Raw genomic sequence first — 22,458 nt, 5'->3', positions numbered from 1 at the left:
TCCTTGAGTTGCACCATACACCTGCTCTGTCAGAACAGTGCAAATATACTGAAATTCTGTTTATCCGAACAGTATTGGGACACTACTCAACTGGGATCGCGTGGATTCCAGGGCCTGTTGGGCCTCTCGCCTGAGGGTAATGTCGCGGGCAGCGGCATACACCTGAGAGCCCACAGGCACCGACCGCCATTCTAGCCAGCGGTAGGTCCCATCCCGACAGCGGTAGCGATTGACAAAGTTCGTGACCTCTTGCTGTTGGGCCAGGGTGGCGATCGCCGCCAGGGTATTCTCCCGGTCGTCAGGATGAACATACTCTAAAAACTGAGTATGCTCCAGATCCGCCAGCGGGTAGCCCAGAATTCTCTCCCAGGCGGGGTTGAGACGGTGGAAATAGCCGTCGGTATCGGCAATACAGAGCAAATCTAGGGCAACCGAGAAAAACCGTTCCAGTTCTTCGATGGTGGTCTGTAGGGCAAGTTCAATCGCCTTGCGATCGCTGATGTCTCGCACAATCAGCAGGCATTCCTCTGGCCCACAGGGGACAAGGCGTACCTCCTCGTAGGCCATCACCCCCTGCTTCTCAAACTGCTGCTCCCAAATCTGCAGGTTGCCGGTGTCCAGGGCTTGCTCGATGCGCTGAAGCTGGTGGGCCAACAAATCTGGGGGCAGCACCTCAGACAAATGGTGCTGGATAGGCAGAAACTTGCCCCTGGCCGCATCCAGGGGGGGACGAAAGTCGTAACAGGTGCCATCGCGCCCCACCCGCAGCAGCAAGTCGGGGATAGCAGCCACAATGGCGCGATCGAACTGGCAGGTTGCCTCAACCTGGGACAGTGCAATGGCAGGGTGCGATCGCAGCTCCCCAGCCCCCAAAGCCGCAACCTGCCGCCGGAGATCAGCGTTTTCTGCCTCCAACTGCTGTACTCGCCGCCATAGCGCATCCAGATCGGCTGTGCTGTCCATTGTCCCTATCGTTGACTAAACTCTATTGTTCCCGGTAGAGATTAGTGTTGAGTCAAAAAATAATGACGAGAGATCTGACTTAGGGTTCACGGTTCACGGTAAGCGGTTCAAGGCGAGCCGTAGACCCTGCACCATAGACCCGGTTGACCCGTCAGCGCCAGACGTCTGTCGTCGGCTTGACGACCCGCCCTGATCTATAATTCCTATTCAACTGGTAAATGCCCTATGAATGAATGTCACTGAAATAAGCTGCAATGTAACCATTGCAAATGGCCAGAAGCCTTGATCTGTCGTAGGGTGGGCTCTGCCCACCAGCCTTAAATCAGTGACATTGCCCTATGAATATCTTGGTTGCGATCGATAACTCTCAGTCTGAACCATACGCCCTTCACAAAGCTCTACAACTCATGACTCATCAGGGCACTGTATTCACGTTGTTAGCGGTTGAAGAGCCCATTTCTGCCGCCATGGGGTCTGACCTACCCGGTGTATTTGGCCGTGAACCCTCATGAGCCAACTACCCATACTGCTAACCCTCGCCCAATCATCGGCCGATCAAACCGATCCCAGTCTCATTGACCAGGGTGGAGAAGATCTCATTTACCTTGGCCTGATTATCCTGTTCGCGCTCATTATCTTGGCTGTGGGTGTGATCAACAACCGGGTGAAACAGGCCCTCTTGTTTGCAGTCCTAGTCAGCATTCCCTTGATAGTGATTCTCTACGTGCTATGACAAACGACTACTCGCCAAAATATCCTCGCACTGTTTCTCTCCAAACGGCCAAAAGATGACCACATCCCCTTGACCTGGTTGCTGGACTTAGAAGATGGCCGCTACGTCACCTTGGAGAGGGTGATAGGCGATAATCCTATCCATTCCCCAAAGCTAGGCATTCGAGAAACAGGCACTGCGCCGCTGAACCGCCGTCCTCAAGACTTCTTTGAGCAAAGACGGCTAAGTCAGTCAAAAACTACAGGTCAAAGAATTAAATAACGTAGGTTTACTACAACATCTGGCAATAAAAGTGGCGCAATTTGATCGTTTTCAGTGAAGGTTTGTTCAGACTGATATAAGCCGTCTTGAGGGTCTTGCAGTACGACAACCTGGCGTTTTTTGATGTTGACAATCCAATATTCGCCAATACCAGCTTTGGCATAGATTTGGGCTTTATGGGTGCGATGGCCCCCCAGGGCCGGTTTCGAACCATTGTGCTTCCAAGTCGAGTCGGCCACCTCAATGAGCAACAGCACATCCTGCGGCTGAGGGTGGCGATTACTATATCGATTTTCATCAATACGAACAATGGCAAAATCAGGCTCCGGCTCAGACCCTGGGGCTAGGGTGATGGGCAGTTGCACCCGCACCTTTGCTCGGTTTGCAAAGAGCGCCTTGAGGTAATCACCCCCGTCATCAATACGAGAAGCGTGGGGCGGATCTTGTCGGGTGCTCTACTGTTATGAAAAAAAAACAGCGTGCACGGCACTGGAATCGCCTGCACGCTCTCACACTATTTCCCGGCAGGTTACTGACTCACTGAAGGAGCCTTAAGCACTGGCAGAGCAGCGATCGGGGGGCTGCCTTCAGTCACGGCTTCACTGGCGACAAACACATTCCCGAGGCGGGCTGTGAGCTGTTGGGTGGTGGCGTCGTAGATTTGGGTCAGCATTTTGGGATAGAGGCCAAACCCAATGATCGGCACCAACAGACAGGCGATAATAAACACCTCCCGAGGTTCGGCATCCACCAGTACCTCGTGCTCCACCAGCTCCTTGTTCTCGGGGCCGTAGAAGATTTCCCGCAGCATTGACAGCAGGTAAATGGGGGTCAAAATCACGCCGATTGCCATAAAGATCACGGTGATCAGCCGGAAGGTAAAGCTGTAGGCATCACTGGTGGCAAAGCCCACAAACACCATCAACTCGGCCACGAACCCACTCATCCCCGGCAGAGCCAGAGAAGCCAGGGAGCAGGCGGTAAACATGGCAAAGATCTTGGGCATCTTTTTGCCGACGCCACCCATCTCTTTCAGAATCAGGGTGTGGGTGCGATCGTAGGTGGCCCCCACGAGGAAGAACAGACTAGCACCAATCAAGCCATGGGAAATCATTTGCAGCACCGCACCGCTGAGGCCCAGGTTGGTGAAGGAGGCAATGCCAATCAGCACAAAGCCCATGTGGGAAATAGAGGAATAGGCGATCTTGCGCTTTAGATTGGGCTGGGCAAAGGAGGTCAACGCCGCATAGATGATATTGACGCAGCCTAAAATCACCAAGATGGGGGCAAAGTAGGTGTGGGCATCAGGCAACATGCCCAAGTTCATGCGAATCAGGGCATAGCCCCCCATCTTTAGCAGAATACCGGCCAGCAGCATGTGTACCGGGGCGGTGGCTTCGCCGTGGGCGTCGGGCAGCCAGGTGTGCAGGGGGATAATCGGCAGTTTGACGGCATAGGCCACCAAGAACGCTGCATACAGCAACAGCTGGAGCCGCAGGGGATAAACCTTTTCGGCCAGCACCCGCATGTCAAAACTGATGGTGTCGCCGTAAAAGGCCATGGCCAAGGCGGCGACCAAAATAAACAGTGACCCCCCGGCGGTGTACAGAATGAACTTGGTGGCGGCATACAGCCGCTTTTTGCCCCCCCAAATGGACAGCAGCAGGTAGACCGGAATCAGCTCTAGCTCCCAAAACAGGAAGAATAGCAGCATATCCTGGACGGCAAAGACGCCGAGTTGGCCGCTGTACATGGCCAGCATTAGAAAATAAAACAGCTTGGGCTTAAGGGTGACCGGCCAGGCCGCCAGAATCGCCAGGGTAGTAATAAACCCGGTCAATAGGATCAGGGGCATCGACAGCCCGTCGGCCCCCAGGGACCACTTCAGATCCAACTGGGGTACCCAGGTGTAGCTTTCGACCAGCTGCAAGCCTGGTTGGCTGAAGTCGTAATTGAGGTAGAAGGCCACCACAATTAGAACAAAGTCTACCAGGCCAACTGTTAGGGAGTACCAGCGTACCGTTCGGCCGTTGTCATCGGGCAGAAACGGAATGGCGACGCTGGCCAACAGGGGCAGCAAAATAACGGTTGTCAACCAGGGAAAAGTCGCGAGATCCATAGGGTCGTTAGGGTCGTTTAGATGTCGGATTTTGGGTGTTGGGTGTTGGGTGTTGGGTATACGGTTCACGGTTCACGGTTTACGGTTCTGCTGTATACCTTGCACCGTATACCTGTTACCTAGGTCACCCCGGACAGCAGCACTAGCCCCAACACCGCGCCAAACACAATCAGGGCATAGAACTGGGCTCGACCGTTTTCCAGGTACTTCAGCCCCTCGCCGGTCACCAGGGTGACAAAGCCCGCCAGGTTTACCAGACCATCGACAATGCGAATGTCAATTTCGAGCACCTGTTTGGCCAGCTTGCGGCTGCCCTGGACAAATACCACTTCGTAGATGTCGTCGATGTACCACTTGTTAAGGGAGAGCTGGTAAAGGGCTGGAATTTTGGCCGCGATCGCTTTGGGATCAATCGCCTTAGTTCGATACATCAGCACCGCTAGCACAATTCCAGCCACCGCGATCGCCACGGAGCTACCGGCCATTAGAATGAACTCATTCCAGTCGAAGGGTTCTGCCGCCTCTAAGGCTTCTACCACTTCCCCAGGAGGATGGATAAAGGCCTCAAAGTAGTTGGCAAATGGCGTCCCCACCAGGCCCACCAGCGCCGAAGGAATGGCCAGGGCAATCAGCGGAAAGGTCATGGACCAGGGCGACTCATGGGGCTCAGAGGCATGGTGATGATCACTGTGGTCATCTTCAGAGGCATCCAGGGTCAGCTCTTGGGGGTTCATGGCCCCAGGCCCTAAGGACAGGCCCATGCGCTGGAGTTCAGCTCGCTTCAGGTCGCGGCGAATGCCCTCGTCATTGCCCCGAAATGCCCCTTCAAAGGTGGAAAAATACATCCGGAACATGTAAAAGGCGGTAATGCCAGCGGTGGCCCAGCCCACGGCCCACAACACCGGGCTAACGGCGAAGGTAGACCCTAGGATCTCATCCTTTGACCAGAACCCAGCGAAGGGGGGAATACCGCAGATGGCCAGGGTACCAATCAGAAAGGTAATGGCGGTTACCGGCATGTATTTGCGGAGGCCGCCCATCAGGCGCATATCCTGGGCCAACACCGGATCGTGACCTACCACCGCCTCCATGCCGTGGATCACAGAGCCAGAGCCCAAAAACAGCATGGCTTTGAAGTAGGCGTGGGTCATCAGGTGGAACAAACCGGCCCCATAGGCACCTACCCCCATGGCCATCACCATGTAACCCAACTGCGACATGGTGGAAAATGCCAACCCTTTTTTGATGTCGTTCTGGGTAATGGCAATGGTCGCGCCCATAAAGGCCGTGAATGCCCCTGTGTAGGCAATCAACGTCATCACCGCTGGAATATGCTCGAACACCGGGTACATGCGGGCCACCAGAAATACCCCTGCTGCCACCATCGTCGCCGCGTGAATCAGAGCCGAAATCGGGGTGGGGCCTTCCATGGCGTCAGGTAGCCACACATGCAGGGGAAACTGGGCTGATTTGGCCACAGGGCCAAGAAAGACCAGAATGGCAAACACAGCGGCCATAGCGACGCTCAAAGTGCCGGTATTAACCAACTCCGTCAGGCGTGCGCCCATCACCTCAAAGTCGAAACTGCCCGTGGCCCAAAACAGGGCCAAAATTCCCAGTAGTAGGCCAAAGTCACCCACTCGGTTGGTGACAAACGCCTTCTGGCAGGCATCGGCAGCGGGCTTACGGTCGTACCAAAAGCCAATTAGCAGGTAGGAGCACATGCCTACCAGTTCCCAAAACACATAAACCTGGAGCAGGTTGGGACTAATCACCAAACCCAGCATCGAGGAGCTAAACAGGCTGAGGTAGGCATAAAACCTGACATAGCCAGGGTCGTGGGCCATGTAGCCATCGGTGTAAATCATCACCAAGAAGGCTACGGTGGTGACCACCACTAACATCAGGGCGGCCAGATGGTCGATGGTATAGCCCATTTCGATGCGAAAGTCGCCAGCGGCGGCCCACTCGAACATCTGGGTGTAGGTTTGGTGGCCCTGCACCTGGCTCCAAAAAATTAGGCCAGACAGCACCATCGCCGCCCCGGTCAGGGAAACAATTAGCAGTGCCGATGGCTGTCTTAGTTTGCTGGTGGCCTCGCCGTAGGAAATTAATCCGGTGCCAACAATAGCCGCCCCAATCAGAGGCAGCACTGGCACCAGCCAAGCATATTGATAAAGTGTGTCTACAGAATCCATTGTGACTGCCCACTCCAAGAGCTGTATGAGTTGGCAAAAAACCGCTTACATTCTGACATAACCTTCACCAACGAAAAGTTGGATTGACATCATAATTCTGGGATAGCCCAAACCTATCAGGGGTGTTTCACGGCCCTAACAGCCGCCGAGAGGACCAGAGATAAACCGATGAAAACCCTGTCACTGGCCTATTCTGAGGATCAGAATTAGCAAGGGTTGATTTTCTTAAGAAAAATGTTGGATTGTGGCGTTGGCAGCTTAGCCTGAAAAAACTATCTAAGTGAAAGACTTGATTGAAATTAGTCAATCGTTGGCTAAGCCGTGACACTTCTCTCTCTTTGGGGTGATGCGATCGCCAGAAAGGCGAAGTGCTGCCCCCCTGGCTGATGTCAGTCCCCTGTGTGCTTAACCTGACTAGCAAAAGAAGTCGGCGTAGGTCTGTTTAGAACCAGAGGACTGGCTGGCCTGACCGTAAGCCCGTTGAATGTTATCGAAGGTCATGACGGCTTGGGGAATGTCATTGGCCAGCAGGTGGCGGTTCAGTAGCAGCAACCGGTCGTAGCGGTTCAGGGCGTCCCCCCACTCATGACTACACACCACCAGGGTTTTGCCTTGAGCCCTAAGTTCGGCGAAAATCGCCAACATTAGGGCTTCAGTCTTTTTATCAATACCGGTGAAAGGCTCGTCAAGTAAGAATAAATCAGCGTTTTGGGCCAAGGCCCGGGCTAAAAACACCCGTTGCTGCTGTCCCCCAGACAGTTCGCCAATGGGGGCATGGGCCAGGTGCAACATATCCACCCGTTCTAGGGCCACGGCCACCTGTTGCTTAGCGGTGCGCCCAGGCCTGCGAAACCATCCGGTCAGGGCTGAGGGGGCCAGCATGGCTACCTGCTGAGCCGTAATTGGGTAGTCCCAATCGATATGCGATCGCTGGGGGACATAGGCGATCGCTCGCCGCCGCCGCCGTAAAGGGACACCACCATAGGTCACTTGTCCCCGGCAAGCAATCAGGCCCAGCATGGCCTTGATCAGAGTGCTTTTACCGGCACCATTGGGACCAATCAGGCCCACCAATTCCCCAGGCTCGAGCACCAGAGAAACGTTATCCAGGGCCAATATTCCCCGGTAGTTGACAGACAGGTTTTGAACCTCTAGCATGGCATCCGTGAAATGATAACCATTATCGCTTCGTAGCCATCATAGATCAGTTCTGGAAATGTGGGAGAGCGAATCATCATGTTGAAATCTATAGCCATCAGCCCAAGGCGATTTGGGGCTGGGGTCGTGCTGGCCCTAGGGGCGACCCTGCTAGGCTGCGCCACTGACGGGGATCAGACGGCCACTGGCGATGGAGCCGTGTCACCCGAGGATCTCCCCCAGGTGGTCGCTACCACCAGTATTCTCTGCGATCTGACTGAACAAGTTGCAGAGGCCACCATTGATCTGACCTGTCTGATGGATCCTGGTCAAGATCCCCACACCTATCAGGTACGGCCTTCGGATCGCCAGGCGATTGAACAGGCCGATTTGATCCTTTACGACGGCTACGACTTTGCCCCCGCCATTATTGCCATGGTGGAAGACAGCGATAGTGCGATCCCACGGGTGGCGGTGTATGAAGCGGCGGTGACCGATCCGCTGCTGGGGGAGGGCCACAGCCACGACCATGACCACGGGGATGACCACGGTCACAGTCACGGCCATGATGAAGAGGACGACCACGGTCACAGCCACGGCCACGATGAAGAGGACGACCACGGCCATAGCCACGGCCACGATGAAGAGGACGACCACGGTCACAGCCACGGCCACGATGAAGAGGACGACCACGGTCACGATGCGGTGGCCGATAGCGACCTGGTACCTGACCCCCACATCTGGCATGACGCCACCAACAACGCCACCATTACCCAGGTGATTGTGGATAGCTTGGTTGAGCTCAACCCCGATCAGGCCGAACTGTATCAGGATAATGGCGATCGCATCATCGCCCAGTTCAACGACATTGATACCTGGATTCAAACCCAGGTAGCCACCGTCCCTGTAGAGCGGCGGCAACTGGTAACCACCCACGATGCCTTCCAGTACTTTGCCGACGCCTATGGGTTTGAGGTGAAGGGGGCGCTGAGTGGGCTCAGCACCGAAGAACAGCCCACCCCAGGGACCATGACCTCCCTGGTGGATCAAGTCAAAACCGCTGAGGTCCCAGCGATTTTTGCCGAAACCACCACTAACCCGCAGCTGATTGAAACCGTGGCCACCGATGCGGGGGTAATCGTGGCGGATCAACCCCTGTTCGTCGAAGGTCCCGGTGGCCCAGGGACGGGGGCGGAAACCACCCAGGAGATGTTGGTAGTTAATACTTGCACCATTGTGGATGCCCTGGGGGGAAGCTGCGTTCGCGATAGCGCGCCGATCTAGGCGTTCGCGATAGCGCGCCGATCTAGGCGTCTATCTAGATTTAGGCGTTTATCTAGTTAGCGATGACAGGCTAGTGGTCTGTCATCGCTAAAAATTAGGGTAAGCGCTTTGCAAAAGCCTTTTACCTTCAGAGAGGTTGCTTCAACATATCAGGACTTACCATCCCCTCCCACGGAGGGGTGCCCGCAGGGCGGGGTGGGTCTTTTTGAGCTTACTTGACCCACCCCTACCCACTTCGACACGTTGCCCCTCCGGGGCCGCTACGCGCTAGCGAAGCCATGCCGCAGGCTATACAGCGCAGGCCTCCAAAGGAGGAGATTTCGGACCTTGATACCACCAAATCTCTACATCTGCTAACCCTAAATTCAAGGCTTGACGCTGCACTAGGACTGTTCACGGTCTACGGCTGGCCTTAAACTGCTTACCCGTGAACCGTGAACCGCCTTTCCCGTCATGCCTGCTCTGGATCAACTCCCATATCTCGCTGGGTAACGACAGCCCGATCGCCACAGATATCACGACCAAAACAGAGGGTCATAACAGGGTGCCCCCACGGGAGCTTCAAGGAATAAATCGCAGCAGACTCACTTGGGGAGCCTCCAAGGTGCCGTACTGGGCTGACCGCTGTTCAATGTGTTGCAGCTGCCCCAGGGCGCGGCTGCAAGGGAACCCATATTTAGCCTGAACCCGATCGCTAGCGATCGATAGGGCGGTGCGAGCGCGGTCTAAAAACTCCTCTAGGGTGTAGCTCTCACCCACTTCAAAGTAATCCTGCACCACTAAAGACGGAGAATAGCAGATGTCTTCCTCTCCATCAGGCCAGCGAATGTGAAACCGAATTTCAGGCATGGTTCAAGACACCTGTTGGCTGGGTTGCGCCGCTGGCCTGGTTTCCCCATTGGGGGGATAAAACGCCAAATCGGCGGCCATCAAATGGTGGGGGTGGTGGTGAATCTCTATCTCCTCCAGGGAGGTCCAGTGCAGCCGCCGAAAGAACCGGACATTTTGCTGCTGGACCGTGGCCAAAAAGCGATCGCAGCCCCAGCTATGGGCTGTGGTTACAGCCTTTTGAATCAGGCCTTTGCCAATCCGGCCCACCCGCCGGTAGCGGGGGTGTACCCCCAGGCGGCCCCCGTACCAAAGGCGAGGGGCCGCTTCGTAAATGCGCACGATGCCGACAATCTGGCGGCCAGCCAGAACATCGTGCTCAACGGCAATGATCGGATAGGCGATCGCGTCGGTCTCATCCACGTCATTGCCGGTAAACAGCTGCTGCTCTTGGCAGAAAATGGCTTGCCGTAGACGGAAATAAGCTCGGACATCCTGAGGGGCTTGGGCCAGTTCAAAGGTATAACGGGGCAGGGACATGGGATCGGTGGGTGACTCAGTAGAGGACAAGGTAGGGGAGGTTTTGAGTTTTAGATTTTGGATTTTGGGTTTTGGGTTGAGTTCGCAACCCAAACCTCAGTGTTCAAAGGTTGACAGGGCCGAACAAGCCCCACACTTGGCACAACCCGCTGCGATCGTTGCTGAGGTCAGGCCTGCTTGCTTTAGCCGTTGTCCCACCTGTTGATAGACCGCCACCATAACGTCAGGGCTGGGGGCCGGATGGGTCGCTAGGGGAGTATCGCTGAGGGGCACAAACGGCACCACAAAGGGATACACCCCCAGGTCAATCAACCGCTCCGAGGTTGCCACTAGGGTCTGAACAGAGTCCCCCAGCCCTGCCAGCAGATAGGTGCTCACTTGGCCCCAGCCAAACACGGCCACCGCCGCCTCAAAGGCCGCGAAGTAGGTATCCACGGACACCTCAGCCTTGCCTGGCATAATTCTGGCCCGCACGGCCGAATCAATCGCCTCTAGGTGCATGCCCAGACTATCGATGCCCGCCTGCTTCATCCGTAGAAACCAGCCAAAGTCAGCAGGCGGCTCACATTGGGCTTGAATCGGTAGATTCACACGAGCTTTAACCGCCTGAGCGCATTCAGCCAGGTAAGCCGCGCCGCGATCGGCGGTGTGGGGGGTACCCGTGGTCATCACCATATGGGTAACCCCATCGAGACGCACCGCGGCCTCCGCCACTTCTGCCAATTGGGCTGGGGTCTTACGGGCCAGGGTGCGTCCCTGTTCCAGAGATTTCTCGATGGCACAGAACTGGCAGGCTGTGGCCGGATCCCGGTAGCGCATACAGGTTTGCTGCACGGTGGTAGCCAGCACATCGCGACCATGGAGTAGGGCAATCTGGTGATAGGGGATGCCGTCGGCGGTGGTCAAGCCATAAAACCGAGGTTGAGCTGGGAATTCAATTTGGGCCAGCGACTCCTGGGTGCGGCTAAGGGTGGCCCGGTTACTCCCCTGGGTCACCTCTATCTGGTAAGGGGAGTCCGTAGCAGAGTCGGTATAGACTGGCACCATGACCGTTGTGCCATCAACGGTGATCGCCTTATGGTCTGAGGGACCCGCTCCCCCCCGACGCCCGCTAGCGCCGCTGGCACCGTCCACCAAACGCAAACCGTGGGACTGAAGGTCTGTAATCAACTGCTGCTTCTGCATAGGTTGTCTAGGTAAGGGGGAACAATTGGGCAATAGCATGCACTTTTGGTATGGTGCGGTCTGGCCCATTCAGGGGCTAGTTCTCAGAGGTTAGGAGCTGGCGTGAAATGGGTCCCAGTCGGGGACGCGTTTTGAAACAACATGAACGGCAAAGCGTAGGTCTTGCACGTCAGCGGCTTCAGCCGTCATTGACCAGGGTTTTGGGTTCGGTGGCATCTAGGTCAGGGGGCCACACCACCGGAGGCGTTGCGGCAGCGGTCTGGTCCAACGGCTGGGTAAGGGACCAAGGGGTGCGATTCATATGCAGTTGCAGCAAATCAGGTCGGGCATAGTGGCCGGCACTGTCCATCATCCGCTTGCGCTTGGTGATCAAGGAAAAGTCCAGATCGGCGATCGCCATTCCTTCCCCCTCTGTAATCGGGTCCCCCAGGGGCACCCCCTCTGGGCTAATGATGGCAGTGTAGCAGCCGCCGCTCAGCACCCGGTGCAGGGACTCGTCAGGGGTAATCTGCTGCTTTTGCTCCGCTGTTAGCCAGCCGGTGGCATTGACCACAAAGCAGCCGGATTCCAGGGCATGGTGGCGCATGGTGACCTCAATCTGGTCGCCAAAAATCTGCCCCACCATCGAACCCGGAAACTGACCACAGTGGATCTGCTCATGCTGGGTAATCAGGGCAAAACGGGCCAGGGGATTGTAATGCTCCCAGCAGGCCAAGGCCCCCAACCGTCCCACCTGGGTATCAAGCACCTGCAACCCAGCCCCATCCCCCTGGCCCCAGACCATGCGCTCGTGGTAGGTGGGGGTGATTTTGCGCCGCTTCAGCAGCAGGGTGCCGTCGGCATCAAAAACTAGCTGGGTATTGTAGAGGGAGCCAGCGTCCCGCTCATTAATGCCCAGCACCACCACCATGCTGTAGGAGCGCGCCGCCCGGGCCACCGCATCCACCACTGGACCAGGGACAGTAACTGCTTCCTCGTACAGTTGTAGGTGGGCTTTACCCATCAGCACTGGCGGCTGCACAAACGAGAAGTAGGGATAGTAGGGGATAAATGTCTCTGGAAAGACAATTAAATTAACCCCTTGCTGGGCAGCAGATGCGATCGCATTGAGCACCTTTTCCGTAGTTCCTTCCCGGCTGTGCAGCACGGGGCTGATCTGTACCGCTGCGGCGCGAACCGTCTGGGAGTAATCCATAGCGAGTCTTGGGGCTGACTACATTGTCCAGGTATCTAGAATGAAGGCCCCTTCCTTGCGATGCACCAGCACAATGTCCAGTACATCCAGGGGGTTGATGGGCTTAATTCCCGGAATCAGGGAGGGCTCACCATGGCCATAGAGAGCCTGCAAAGCAAACCGGCAGGCGTACACTTTTCCGCCTTCTTCCATCACCTTGGTAAGCTGATTGTTCATCGCCAAATGCCCAGGAAAGGCTTCATCCCCCAGCTTCGGAAAACCCCGCTGCACCCCCAGGGTGACGCCGGGTCCATAGAGCAACACAGAGGTGTCGAAGCCTTTGCGAATCAAGCGGGTCGCCTGAAGCAAATTCACTAAGCCAATGGATCCTTCAAAGGCAACGGTGTGGAAGGTGACCAGGGCTTTTTCCCCGGGTTCTGCCTGCACGTCTGGGAATACTTTTTCTTCGTAATCCACAAAGAAATCGCCAGCTTTGTGAGCAGGGGTTGTTACTTCAGGCATAGGTTTGTCCTTTCGTTTGAAGTCATTCGTTCGGAGTCAATCGTGCAACGTTAGTGGCAAAATTCTTGACTAGACCTTAAGAGGCTGCCCCTTAAACACCTGTATCTTTAGCAACACTTTGCCTAGGTCTATTAGTACTGCTAGGGGAAAGTCAGATTATGGCGTCGTTTTCTCGCTTTTTTTCAGATACCTATCACTTTCGACAGGTGTTGTAGCCCTATGGGTGCAGCTTGTTAAGGGGGCTCTACGTCGTCTACCAACCCCGGTCAGATCGGTGCCCTACCCCCTGATCACCACAACGCTCAACTTGGGGCTAACTACCCTGGTCATACCAATAGTTTCATTGATTCTGTAGTCATGACTACAGGTCAACCAATTTTTAGCCTCTATTTTCAGGTGACTAGCCCCAATTAAAGACTGACAACTCTTAGCCAAGCGAAAACGACCCTAACTATGCAGCAACATGACGTGATCATTGTGGGCGGTGGCCAGGCGGGCTTGTCCATTAGCTATTACCTCAAACAGCGTGGTATTGACCACAAGATCTTGGAAAAAAATCGCATTGGACATGCTTGGCGCCACCAACGATGGGACTCATTTTGCCTGGTTACTCCTAATTGGCAGTGTCAATTGCCCGGATTTCCTTACCCAGGGGATGACCCCCATGGCTTTATGGGACGGGATGACATTGTGGCTTACATCGAAGCCTATGCCCATCAGTTTCAGCCACCGATTGCAGAACAGGTGGCGGTGCATCGACTGCGACAAGATGGCTACCGATTTCACCTGACCACCAGCCGCGATGATTATTTGGCTAACCAGGTGGTGGTGGCCACAGGCGGGTACCACCGACCTAAGGTACCGGCGATGGCGAGTCGTCTGCCCGAGTCGATTACCCAGATTCATTCTTCCCAGTACAAAAATCCTGAATCTTTACCCCCAGGCGATGTGCTGGTGGTGGGTACAGGGCAATCTGGTTGTCAAATTGCTGAAGACTTGCATCTTGCTGGACGACGGGTACATCTGTGTGTGGGGGGGGCACCCCGATCGCCTCGCCGCTACCGGGGTAAAGATGTGGTGGACTGGCTTGACCAGATGGGCTACTACGATATACCCATCGACCAGCATCCCCAAAAGGACACTGTGCGCCACAAAACCAATCACTACGTCACTGGTCGGGGCGGCGGTCACGAAATCGATTTACGTCACTTTGCCCTGCAGGGAATGCAGCTGTACGGTAGGTTGCTCGATATTCGCGACTCGCAACTGTCTTTTGACGGCACTCTTTGCCAAAATCTCGATCAGGCGGATGCGGTGGCTGAAAGCATTAAGCGCACCATCGATAGCTATATTGAGAAACATGGGATTGACGCTCCCCCAGAGCCACCCTATCGCCCTGTGTGGCAGCCAGAGACCGAACCTCGCTCCCTAGACTTCGGTGCAGCTAATATCACTACGGTGATTTGGTGTATGGGTTACCACACTGATTTCAGTTGGGTTGATGTGCCCGTGTTTGACGGCAAGGGCTACCCTGGCCACGATCGCGGCGTCACCCCGGTCCCTGGGTTTTACGTGCTGGGGCTACCCTGGCTGTATACCTGGGGGTCAGCCCGGTTTTCGGGGATTGCCCGCGATGCCCAGTACCTGGCCGATCGGATTGTGGTGGCCCAACGCCAACGGCAATCCTCTCGATCGCTGCTGGAGCGATCGCCCCTACTGGAGGTGATTAACGAGATGGCGTTGGGCTCCTGAGGCTGAGGCAGCAGGGGTCTACCCAGGGCTACTCCGCTTCCACCACAGCCCCGGTTTCATCATCGTTGACTTCGCTGTCCTCAGCGTCCTCAGCGTCTTGCAGGGTAGGGGGTACGACGGCCACAGCCGCGATCGCATCATCCCCATCCAGCCGCTGCAACCGCACCCCAGTGGCGGGGCGAGACTGAATGGAAATATCCCCGATGCGCTGGCGAATGATGATGCCGCGATGGGTAATCAACATTAGTTCATCCCCTTCGTTAACCACCAGCAGGGCTGCCAGGGCATCGTCCTCCTTGCGAAACTTGATCGCCATCAGCCCCATCCCAGCCCGATTTTGCAACCGGAATTTGGACACTGGCACCCGCTTACCTAGGCCCGAGGCGGTAATAACCAGCACCCAGGGCCCGTTTTCGCCGCCGCTGGCATCATCCTCATCATCGCTATCGCTGGCCTGGCCCGCCGCTGTAGCTTGGATCACGGCTTCCACCACTTGGCTGGGCAAGATATCCATGCTGATTAGCTCGTCGCCGTCCCGTAGATTCATGGCCCGCACCCCCCGGGTGGGTCGACCCAAAGGCCGCAGCTGATCGTCGTCCGCCTTAAAGTGGATGGTCATACCCTGACGGGATCCAATTAAAAGGCTGTCAGTCGTCCGGGCTAAACGCACCCACCTCAAATGATCCCCATCTTCCAGAGAGATGGCGATCAGGCCGTTGGTCCGAATGTTACTAAAGGCAGACAGGGCCGTTTTTTTGACATAGCCCCCCCGGGTCAACATCACCAGATAGTCTTCGTCGGTGAACTCTCGCACCGCCAGCACCGAGGTAATCACCTCTTCCTTAGGGATGGGTAGCATTTGCACGATCGGCACTCCCCGCGCCACCCGCGACCCTTCCGGCACCTGATAGGCCCGCAGGGAATAGGTGACACCGCGATCGCTAAAGAACAGCACATGGTCGTGGGTATAGCAGGTGATGAAATGCTGCACCGCGTCATCCTCGCGCATTTTAGCCCCTGCCTTGCCCCGGGTGGCCCGGCTTTGCGCCTCAAAACTGGCCACGGGCATGCGTTTGATATACCCCTGGTCGGTAACCAAAATCGCCACCTGCTCGTTGGCAATCAGGGAAATGTCAGTTAATTCCCCTTCGTCTAATTCAATCACCGTGCGCCGGGGGTCATCATGCTTCGCCTTCAGTTCTCCCAGCTCAGTGACAATGATCTCCAGGATCCGCTCGCGCCGGGCCAGAATATCTTCCAAATCCTCAATGCGAGCCACCAGTTCTTCGTGTTCCTGCTGGATCTTGTCCGCCTCTAGGGCAGTCAGCCGCCGCAGTTGCATTTGCAAAATGGCATCGGCCTGCAGCTCAGACAGACCGTAGATGTCCATTAGCTCCTGCTTGGCGGAGGGGGTATCGGCCGCCGCCCGAATCAGGGCAATAACTGCATCTAAGTTCGCTAGGGCAATTAGGTAGCCCTGCAAAATGTGGTCCCGCTCCTGGGCTTTGCGCAGCTCGTATTGGGTGCGGCGGGTAATAGTTTCAATCCGGAAGTCCAGAAAGACTTCCAACATGGGCTTCAACCCTAGCAACTGGGGCTCCCCATTCACCAGGGACAACATATTCACCCCAAAGTTGTTTTGTAGGGGGGTCTGCTTATAGAGGTTATTGAGCACCACCCGGGGATAGGCATCGCGCTTCAGCTCGATGACGATGCGCATGCCATCGCGATCGCTCTCGTCACGAATATCTGAAATACCATCCAGTCGGCGTTCGTTCACCATTTCGGCGATCCGCTCAATCATCCCCGCCTTATTAGTTTGATAGGGTAACTCGGTGATGATAATCGCTTCGCGATCGGGACGACCCCGCTGCTCAATGGTTTCAATGTTAGCCACCCCGCGCATGGTCACGGACCCCCGGCCAGTCATATAAGCGTCGCGAATGCCACTGCGGCCCAAGATCTGCCCCCCCGTGGGAAAGTCAGGACCAGGCACAAGCTCCATCAGCTCAGCCGTGGAAATCTCAGGGGTGTGGATTAGAGCAATGACCGCATCAATCAACTCACCAGGATTGTGTGGCGGAATGTTGGTGGCCATGCCCACAGCAATCCCCGACGACCCATTCAGCAACAGCTGAGGTAGGCGGGAGGGGAGCACCACCGGCTCCTGTTGCGACCCGTCGAAATTGTCGGCAAAATCGACAGTCTCTGACTCGATATCTTGCAGTAGAGAGTCGCTGGAGAGGGATTGCAGGCGACACTCGGTATACCGCATGGCGGCAGGAGGGTCATTATCGATGGACCCAAAGTTGCCGTGGCCATTAATCAGCGGCGATCGCATCGAGAAGTCTTGGGCCATGCGCACCAGGGCATCGTATACCGCTGTATCCCCATGGGGGTGATACTTACCCAGCACTTCCCCCACTACCCGGGCGCACTTCCGAAAAGGGCGGTCGGCGGTCAAGCCCAACTCGTGCATGGCATATAAAATACGGCGATGCACTGGCTTCAAACCATCTCTGGCGTCTGGCAGGGCTCGACCCACAATCACGCTCATGGCGTATTCCAGGTAAGAGCGAGACATTTCGTTGCGCAAATCCGTGGGGACAATACGCTCTTCTGGGGTTGCCATAGGCGAAAAAACTCCGAATTGGCGAATGACAAAGCGCTAATCAGACGGCCACGCCAGACGGTGCTGAATAGCGCTCAATAAAGGCTAAATTTTAGACTTAGCGCATTTATTATTTTAGCATAAAATCAGGGGGCTCAGACATTTGGCGCTATGGTGGAAGACAGCTGGCAAAGCTATCCCCAGGCTGGTTTCAAACCGAATGGAGCATGGTATTTTCCAGCAATTGTTGCGCTTGGCGATTGTTGTGCACCACGCCTTTACCATGGCCGATTTTGCGGTTATTTATTCCCCAGATTTTTTGGCCCACGACCCAGGGCCTTTCCACCCCGAAAATGCTGGACGCCTAACAGCGATTGTCCAAGCTCTGAAGGCGGCCCCCTGGACGGACCATCTGGAGTGGCATAGCCCTGAGCAGCGGCCCGTGGATGATCAGATTACTAGGCTACATAACCCCCGCTATGTGGAGGCCCTCAAGCAGTTGGCCGCGGCAGGAGGTGGCCAGATCGATGGCGATACCGTGGTGTCAGAACGCAGCTATGGGGTAGCTCGGTTGGCGGTGGCCGCCTGGCTAGATGGGGTCGACTACGTGCTGCAAACCGGTCACTCGGCGTTTGTACTGGCCCGGCCCCCGGGTCACCATGCCGGCCGCGATCGCGGCATGGGATTTTGCCTCTTCTCTAATGCGGCGATCGCCGCCCACCATGCCCTGGACCGACCCCACATTCAGCGGGTCGCGATCCTCGACTGGGATGTGCACCATGGCAATGGCACCCAGGCCCTAGTAGAAAATCATCCCGCCATCGCCTACTGTTCCCTGCACCAGTCCCCAGCTTATCCCGGCACTGGCTTGGCCAGCGAAACTGGGCTACACCACAATGTGCTAAACCTACCCATGTCCCCAGGCAGCACTGGAGTTGATTACCAGCATCAATTTCAACACCAGGTTGTTCCTTTTCTAAACGCTTTTCAGCCCGATCTACTCATTATTAGTGCCGGGTACGATGCCACCGCCGCTGACCCCCTGGCGAACATTTGTTTACAGCCCTCAGATTATGGTGACTTTACCCGCCATTGTATGGCCATCACCGACCACATCCTGTTTGGCTTAGAGGGGGGATATGACCATGCTGCCCTGAGTCAATCAGTGATGGCCACTATTGCCGCTCGCCTTGGCCTATAGGCGATCAAGTTAGCTGCCTATGTCGTCAATTGGTGACTAATTCCCCATCGCTCCACGGTGGAACAGAGGGTTCCTTCTTAGAATTGGAATAGCTACACCTAAGGCCCGGTAATTTTGGTGGCCGCTTCTACAAGAACAATGAATTATAAAAGGAGATTTGCCCTTTGCCAACCTCGGTTTAGGGCAACCTTATGCATAAAATTCTAATTTTATAAATGTGGATCTTATTGGATATTTTATTACTATAATTGGGGTAAGCTAGACAACGATGTCCCGTCCTCTTTTTGATTTGCCTCATTTTGGCCATTCGCTAACGTAGTCGTTTGCTAGAGTAGCCGCCTGCCAAAGTACAAGCCAAAGTACAAGAGGATGTGCTGTAAGGCCCTAGGGAACATTGCTCTAGCAGCTGCAAAAATTTTTAATGTGTACCCTATTCATGGTTTCAGCTATGGCAACCAAAAGTAAAGAACCCCTGACCGGCAAGGAACTTTTGAAAACCGTCAAAGAAAACGACAGTCTTTCCAAGCGCGAACTCGCTAAAGAATGTGGTTACTACACGGTCGGCAAGGAAGGGCAGACTCGTGTGAATCTGGCAGAATTCTATGATGCTCTGTTATCGGCCAAGGGGATTCAGTTAGAGCCAGAGAAGGGGAAGGATGGCCGTGGCCGGGAAGCCTCTTACAATGTCACCGTGCATAAGAATGGCCAGATTGTCATTGGTTCTGCTTACACCGAAGAAATGGGCCTGAAGCCAGGGGACGAATTTCGGATCAAGTTGGGCTACAAGCACATTCATCTGGTTAAGCTTGATGAAAACGGAGACGAAGAGTGAACTGAACCCCACCCTAAAAGGGCGGGGCTTCTGCCCCGGTTAGGGGCTTAATTCCGGGTTCCCCGGCAACAGACGAACCGATGATTGCAGGATATTCCATGCCGCAGTCACGTCGCGCACATGATGCTGCCCACAGGTCGGGCACGTCCACTCTCGGTCGCTGAGCGTCAAATGGTCGTTCAGTGACCCGCAGGCCCAACAAAGCTTAGTGGAGGGGAACCAGCGTTCAATGAATTGAACGGCAGCTCCGTACGACTTGCCTTTGTAGGTGGCGTAGCCGTGCAGCGCCCGAATAGCCGCACACAGGAGAACAAGGCCCAGTATTTCCCGGATGGGCTGCGCGAAATCACGATGTAGTTGACTCTGTAGGGATAGCGCTGTTTGTTGTGCTGCCCCAAAGGCCGATGCCACACCACCTTGATGCCCCTAGCTAGTTTAGGAGTGTGGAGCTTCCCTGCGTCGTTTACCCACCAGTTCTGGGATACTTCGAAGCTATTTTTGAGGTGTTTCTTTTTGAACACGGGAAAGCCGCCCTGCCCTTTACCCCATCGGGAGATGGCAGAAGCTAGATTATCTACGGCACTTTGAAAAGACTGAGAATTGGGGTATTTCAGCCACTCGAATTGCCGCTTCAAGTCGGGCAGCATCGTCTTGTATTCGTGCTTGTTGAACTGGCGCGTTTCCTGGAACAGGGCCAACATCCGGTTGCAGACAAAGCGCACACAGCCAAAGTGGTGGGCAAAGAATTGCTCTTGCTCCTGATTCGGGTAAATCTGGAATTTGTAGGCTTTGTTGATCTGCATGACTATAGTTCGTGTGTACCATATTTTACTATAGTTCATGTGCTATTTGCTACTCTGCCGCTTTGCAGCGGCGCGGGAACCATTCTGTAACCCCGGCCTGAAGGACGGGGTTTTATCTAGTTCCCGTGCCCTCCACTTTTCTATAAATAAAAGGCCGCTCCCGTAAAATTAAATGCCTCTGTTTGCTGGGGGGCAATGGTAAAGTTAGGAGCTAGCGTCCACAACTGTTTATGAGTCTCAAAGTTCTACCCGGCCAAAGTTATCCCCTGGGTGCCACCATCTATGCGGTTGGTGTTAACTTTTGTCTCTACTCTAAATCCGCTACTGGGGTTGATCTACTGCTGTTTGACTCTGCCGATATTCAAACACCGAACCGAGTCATTTCCCTCGATCCCCAGTGGAACCGCACCTCTTACTATTGGCATGTGTTTGTGCCGGGGCTGAAGGCGGGACAGGTGTATGGATTTCGGGTTCATGGGCCGTTTAACCCAGCGGAAGGGCATCGGTTTGATGCGACTAAGGTACTGCTCGACCCCTACGCTAAAGCGGTTATTGGTGACGATAGCTACGATCGCGAAGCTGCGATCGGACCTGGGGACAACTGTGCCACAGCCCTAAAAAGTGTGGTGGTGGATACCCGGGGTTACGACTGGGAAGGCGATCGCCCCTTGAATATCCCCTATGCCAAAAGCGTCATTTATGAAATGCATGTGGGTGGCTTTACCCGACACCCCTCGTCAGATCTGCCCGCCGACAAGCGGGGCACCTTTGCGGGGGTGATCGACAAAATCCCCTACCTGCAAGAACTGGGGGTGACAGCGGTAGAACTCCTGCCCATTCACCAGTTTGACCCCCAAGATGTGCGCCCTGGGTTAGAAAACTACTGGGGCTATAGCACCCTCAGCTTTTTTGCCCCTCACCGGGCCTACAGCTCGCGCAAAGACCCCCTAGGGCCGGTGAACGAGTTTCGGGATATGGTCAAAGCCTTGCATCGGGCAGGCATTGAGGTGATTTTAGATGTTGTCTTTAACCACTCAGCCGAAGGCAACCACGAAGGACCGACTCTGAGCTTTAAGGGCATTGACAACAAGACATATTATCTGCTCGAAGATAACCCCATTTATTACGCCAACTACAGCGGTTGCGGTAACACGATCGCCGCCTACCACGCGGTGGTGGGTCGAATGATTCTCGATAGCCTACGCTATTGGGTGGCCAATATGCATGTGGATGGCTTTCGGTTTGACCTGGCTTCGGTGATGTCTCGGGATAGGGCGGGTGTCCCCTTAGAAGATCCCCCCATTCTCTGGAACATTGAATCAGACCCCATCCTCGCCAGTACTAAACTGATTGCCGAAGCCTGGGACGCTGCTGGGCTATACCAGGTGGGCAGCTTTATCGGCGATCGCTTTGCGGAGTGGAACGGCCCCTTTCGGGACCAGGTGCGTCAGTTTGTGAAAGGAGATGCTGGCCTGGTGCCTGCTTTGGCCTCCCGCATTTTGGGTAGCCCCGACATTTACCAAAAACCCAACCGCGAACCCAACCGCAGCATTCACTTTGTCACCTGCCATGATGGCTTTACCCTCAATGACTTAGTGTCCTATAACCGCAAGTATAACCAGGCCAACGGTGAATTTAACCGCGACGGTGCCAACGACAACTACAGCTGGAATTGCGGCATAGAAGGCCCAACCCAAGATCCTGCGGTTAACCATCTGCGCCAGCGGCAAATTAAAAATTTCTTGACCCTGTTGTTTATGGCCCAGGGCACTCCCATGCTGTTAATGGGGGATGAAGTAGGCCGCAGTCAGCAGGGCAATAACAACGCCTATTGTCAAAACAACCCCATCAGCTGGTTCGATTGGGCCATGGTCGACAAAGAGCAGCACCTGCTCCGCTTCACTCAGGGGTTAATTCACCTGATTCAAAACCTTAAGGTGATGCAGATTGAGCACCTGCTGCGAGTGACGGATAACTGGCACCATGAACCCCACATCATTTGGCACGGTACTCGTCTGGGACAACCTGATTGGGCAGAATACTCCCATTCCCTGGCGTTTAGTATGTGCTATCCCGACGCCAACGAGCATTTACACATTATGCTCAACGCCTACTGGCAGCCCTTGGTATTCGATCTCCCCCCCTTGGATATACATGAGCGATGGCATCGGATTGTGGATACCGCTGTGGCACCCCCTCGGGACTTTAGCTACCCCGACCAATCGATCACGGTGGAAGGAGAGAGCTATCCCGTCAGTCCACGCTCGACGGTGGTGTTGATCAGCCGAGGACAAAATTAGATTTTAACGAAACTT

Annotated in this window: 19 protein-coding genes; 6 read left to right on the top strand and 13 right to left on the bottom strand. The window is 55.1% G+C overall.

The genetic code is table 11. The features are described 5' to 3' along the window. Nucleotides 1-60 precede the first annotated feature (60 nt). A complete protein-coding gene (locus E1H13_RS19300; protein WP_169615678.1) occupies nucleotides 61-963 on the bottom strand; it encodes a PAS domain S-box protein in 903 nt (300 codons plus the stop codon). 338 nt (nucleotides 964-1,301) lie between these two features. On the opposite strand from E1H13_RS19300, the gene E1H13_RS19295 reads away from it, so the two are divergent. Further along, a complete protein-coding gene (locus E1H13_RS19295; protein ID WP_169615676.1) occupies nucleotides 1,302-1,475 on the top strand; it encodes a universal stress protein in 174 nt (57 codons plus the stop codon). A 466-nt stretch (nucleotides 1,476-1,941) separates the two neighbouring features. Here E1H13_RS19295 and E1H13_RS19285 read toward each other — a convergent pair whose 3' ends face one another. The 4 genes from E1H13_RS19285 to E1H13_RS19270 all read right to left on the bottom strand — a co-directional run bounded on the left by E1H13_RS19285 (nucleotide 1,942) and on the right by E1H13_RS19270 (nucleotide 7,432). Then, complete coding sequence (locus E1H13_RS19285; protein ID WP_347404191.1) at nucleotides 1,942-2,379, bottom strand: Uma2 family endonuclease; 438 nt, start codon at nucleotides 2,377-2,379, stop codon at nucleotides 1,942-1,944. A 107-nt stretch (nucleotides 2,380-2,486) separates the two neighbouring features. Next, nucleotides 2,487-4,076 carry an NAD(P)H-quinone oxidoreductase subunit 4 gene (locus E1H13_RS19280; RefSeq protein WP_169615670.1) on the bottom strand — a complete coding sequence of 530 codons (1,590 nt, stop codon included), beginning with the start codon at nucleotides 4,074-4,076 and terminating at the stop codon, nucleotides 2,487-2,489. Between the two features lie 119 nt (nucleotides 4,077-4,195). Continuing rightward, nucleotides 4,196-6,274 (bottom strand): NAD(P)H-quinone oxidoreductase subunit 5, encoded by a 2,079-nt coding sequence (locus E1H13_RS19275; RefSeq protein ID WP_169615668.1) that lies wholly within the window; start codon nucleotides 6,272-6,274, stop codon nucleotides 4,196-4,198. A gap of 414 nt (nucleotides 6,275-6,688) precedes the next feature. Then, nucleotides 6,689-7,432, bottom strand: coding sequence for an ABC transporter ATP-binding protein (locus E1H13_RS19270; RefSeq protein WP_169615666.1), 744 nt, complete (start codon nucleotides 7,430-7,432; stop codon nucleotides 6,689-6,691). Between the two features lie 78 nt (nucleotides 7,433-7,510). Between E1H13_RS19270 and E1H13_RS19265 the strand changes: the two genes are divergently transcribed. Then, nucleotides 7,511-8,695, top strand: coding sequence for a zinc ABC transporter substrate-binding protein (locus E1H13_RS19265; RefSeq protein WP_169615663.1), 1,185 nt, complete (start codon nucleotides 7,511-7,513; stop codon nucleotides 8,693-8,695). Nucleotides 8,696-9,256: 561 nt separating this feature from the next. On the opposite strand, the gene E1H13_RS19260 is transcribed toward E1H13_RS19265, so the two are convergent. From E1H13_RS19260 to E1H13_RS19240, 5 genes are all read right to left on the bottom strand, one after another. Further along, nucleotides 9,257-9,544, bottom strand: coding sequence for an MSMEG_0570 family nitrogen starvation response protein (locus E1H13_RS19260; protein ID WP_169615661.1), 288 nt, complete (start codon nucleotides 9,542-9,544; stop codon nucleotides 9,257-9,259). A 3-nt stretch (nucleotides 9,545-9,547) separates the two neighbouring features. After that, nucleotides 9,548-10,063 carry an MSMEG_0567/Sll0786 family nitrogen starvation N-acetyltransferase gene (locus E1H13_RS19255; RefSeq protein ID WP_169615659.1) on the bottom strand — a complete coding sequence of 172 codons (516 nt, stop codon included), beginning with the start codon at nucleotides 10,061-10,063 and terminating at the stop codon, nucleotides 9,548-9,550. Nucleotides 10,064-10,159: 96 nt separating this feature from the next. After that, on the bottom strand, nucleotides 10,160-11,248 hold the full coding sequence (locus tag E1H13_RS19250) for an MSMEG_0568 family radical SAM protein (RefSeq protein ID WP_169615657.1): 1,089 nt from the start codon (nucleotides 11,246-11,248) through the stop codon (nucleotides 10,160-10,162). Between the two features lie 178 nt (nucleotides 11,249-11,426). Then, nucleotides 11,427-12,443, bottom strand: a complete 1,017-nt coding sequence (locus E1H13_RS19245; RefSeq protein WP_169615655.1) for a Nit6803 family nitrilase — start codon at nucleotides 12,441-12,443, stop codon at nucleotides 11,427-11,429. 18 nt (nucleotides 12,444-12,461) lie between these two features. After that, the gene (locus E1H13_RS19240) at nucleotides 12,462-12,944 is read right to left on the bottom strand and encodes an MSMEG_0572/Sll0783 family nitrogen starvation response protein (protein WP_169615652.1); all 483 of its coding nucleotides are present in this window, start codon (nucleotides 12,942-12,944) and stop codon (nucleotides 12,462-12,464) included. Nucleotides 12,945-13,397: 453 nt separating this feature from the next. Between E1H13_RS19240 and E1H13_RS19235 the strand changes: the two genes are divergently transcribed. Then, the gene (locus E1H13_RS19235) at nucleotides 13,398-14,696 is read left to right on the top strand and encodes an MSMEG_0569 family flavin-dependent oxidoreductase (RefSeq protein WP_169615650.1); all 1,299 of its coding nucleotides are present in this window, start codon (nucleotides 13,398-13,400) and stop codon (nucleotides 14,694-14,696) included. A 28-nt stretch (nucleotides 14,697-14,724) separates the two neighbouring features. Here the strand turns inward: E1H13_RS19235 and gyrA are convergent, their stop codons facing one another. Then, nucleotides 14,725-17,328: a DNA gyrase subunit A gene (gyrA, locus tag E1H13_RS19230; protein ID WP_169615648.1), complete on the bottom strand. Its 2,604-nt coding sequence runs from the start codon at nucleotides 17,326-17,328 to the stop codon at nucleotides 14,725-14,727. A 262-nt stretch (nucleotides 17,329-17,590) separates the two neighbouring features. Between gyrA and E1H13_RS19225 the strand changes: the two genes are divergently transcribed. Further along, on the top strand, nucleotides 17,591-18,508 hold the full coding sequence (locus tag E1H13_RS19225; protein ID WP_169615682.1) for a histone deacetylase: 918 nt from the start codon (nucleotides 17,591-17,593) through the stop codon (nucleotides 18,506-18,508). 448 nt (nucleotides 18,509-18,956) lie between these two features. Then, nucleotides 18,957-19,340 carry an AbrB family transcriptional regulator gene (locus tag E1H13_RS19220; RefSeq protein WP_169615646.1) on the top strand — a complete coding sequence of 128 codons (384 nt, stop codon included), beginning with the start codon at nucleotides 18,957-18,959 and terminating at the stop codon, nucleotides 19,338-19,340. Between the two features lie 39 nt (nucleotides 19,341-19,379). Here the strand turns inward: E1H13_RS19220 and E1H13_RS28075 are convergent, their stop codons facing one another. Both E1H13_RS28075 and E1H13_RS19215 read right to left on the bottom strand, forming a co-directional pair. Continuing rightward, nucleotides 19,380-19,571 (bottom strand): zinc ribbon domain-containing protein, encoded by a 192-nt coding sequence (locus tag E1H13_RS28075; RefSeq protein ID WP_347404190.1) that lies wholly within the window; start codon nucleotides 19,569-19,571, stop codon nucleotides 19,380-19,382. Next, nucleotides 19,520-20,143, bottom strand: a complete 624-nt coding sequence (locus tag E1H13_RS19215) for a helix-turn-helix domain-containing protein (RefSeq protein ID WP_169615644.1) — start codon at nucleotides 20,141-20,143, stop codon at nucleotides 19,520-19,522. The genes E1H13_RS28075 and E1H13_RS19215 overlap by 52 nt, the downstream gene beginning before the upstream one ends. Nucleotides 20,144-20,373: 230 nt before the next feature. Here E1H13_RS19215 and glgX point away from each other — a divergent pair, with 230 nt between their 5' ends. Beyond that, on the top strand, nucleotides 20,374-22,443 hold the full coding sequence (glgX, locus tag E1H13_RS19210) for a glycogen debranching protein GlgX (RefSeq protein ID WP_169615642.1): 2,070 nt from the start codon (nucleotides 20,374-20,376) through the stop codon (nucleotides 22,441-22,443). Nucleotides 22,444-22,458 lie beyond the last annotated feature (15 nt).

The organism is Nodosilinea sp. P-1105 (assembly GCF_012911975.1).
In the GTDB taxonomy this organism is placed as follows: domain Bacteria; phylum Cyanobacteriota; class Cyanobacteriia; order Phormidesmidales; family Phormidesmidaceae; genus Nodosilinea.
This window is presented reverse-complemented; position numbering and strand designations above follow the sequence as displayed.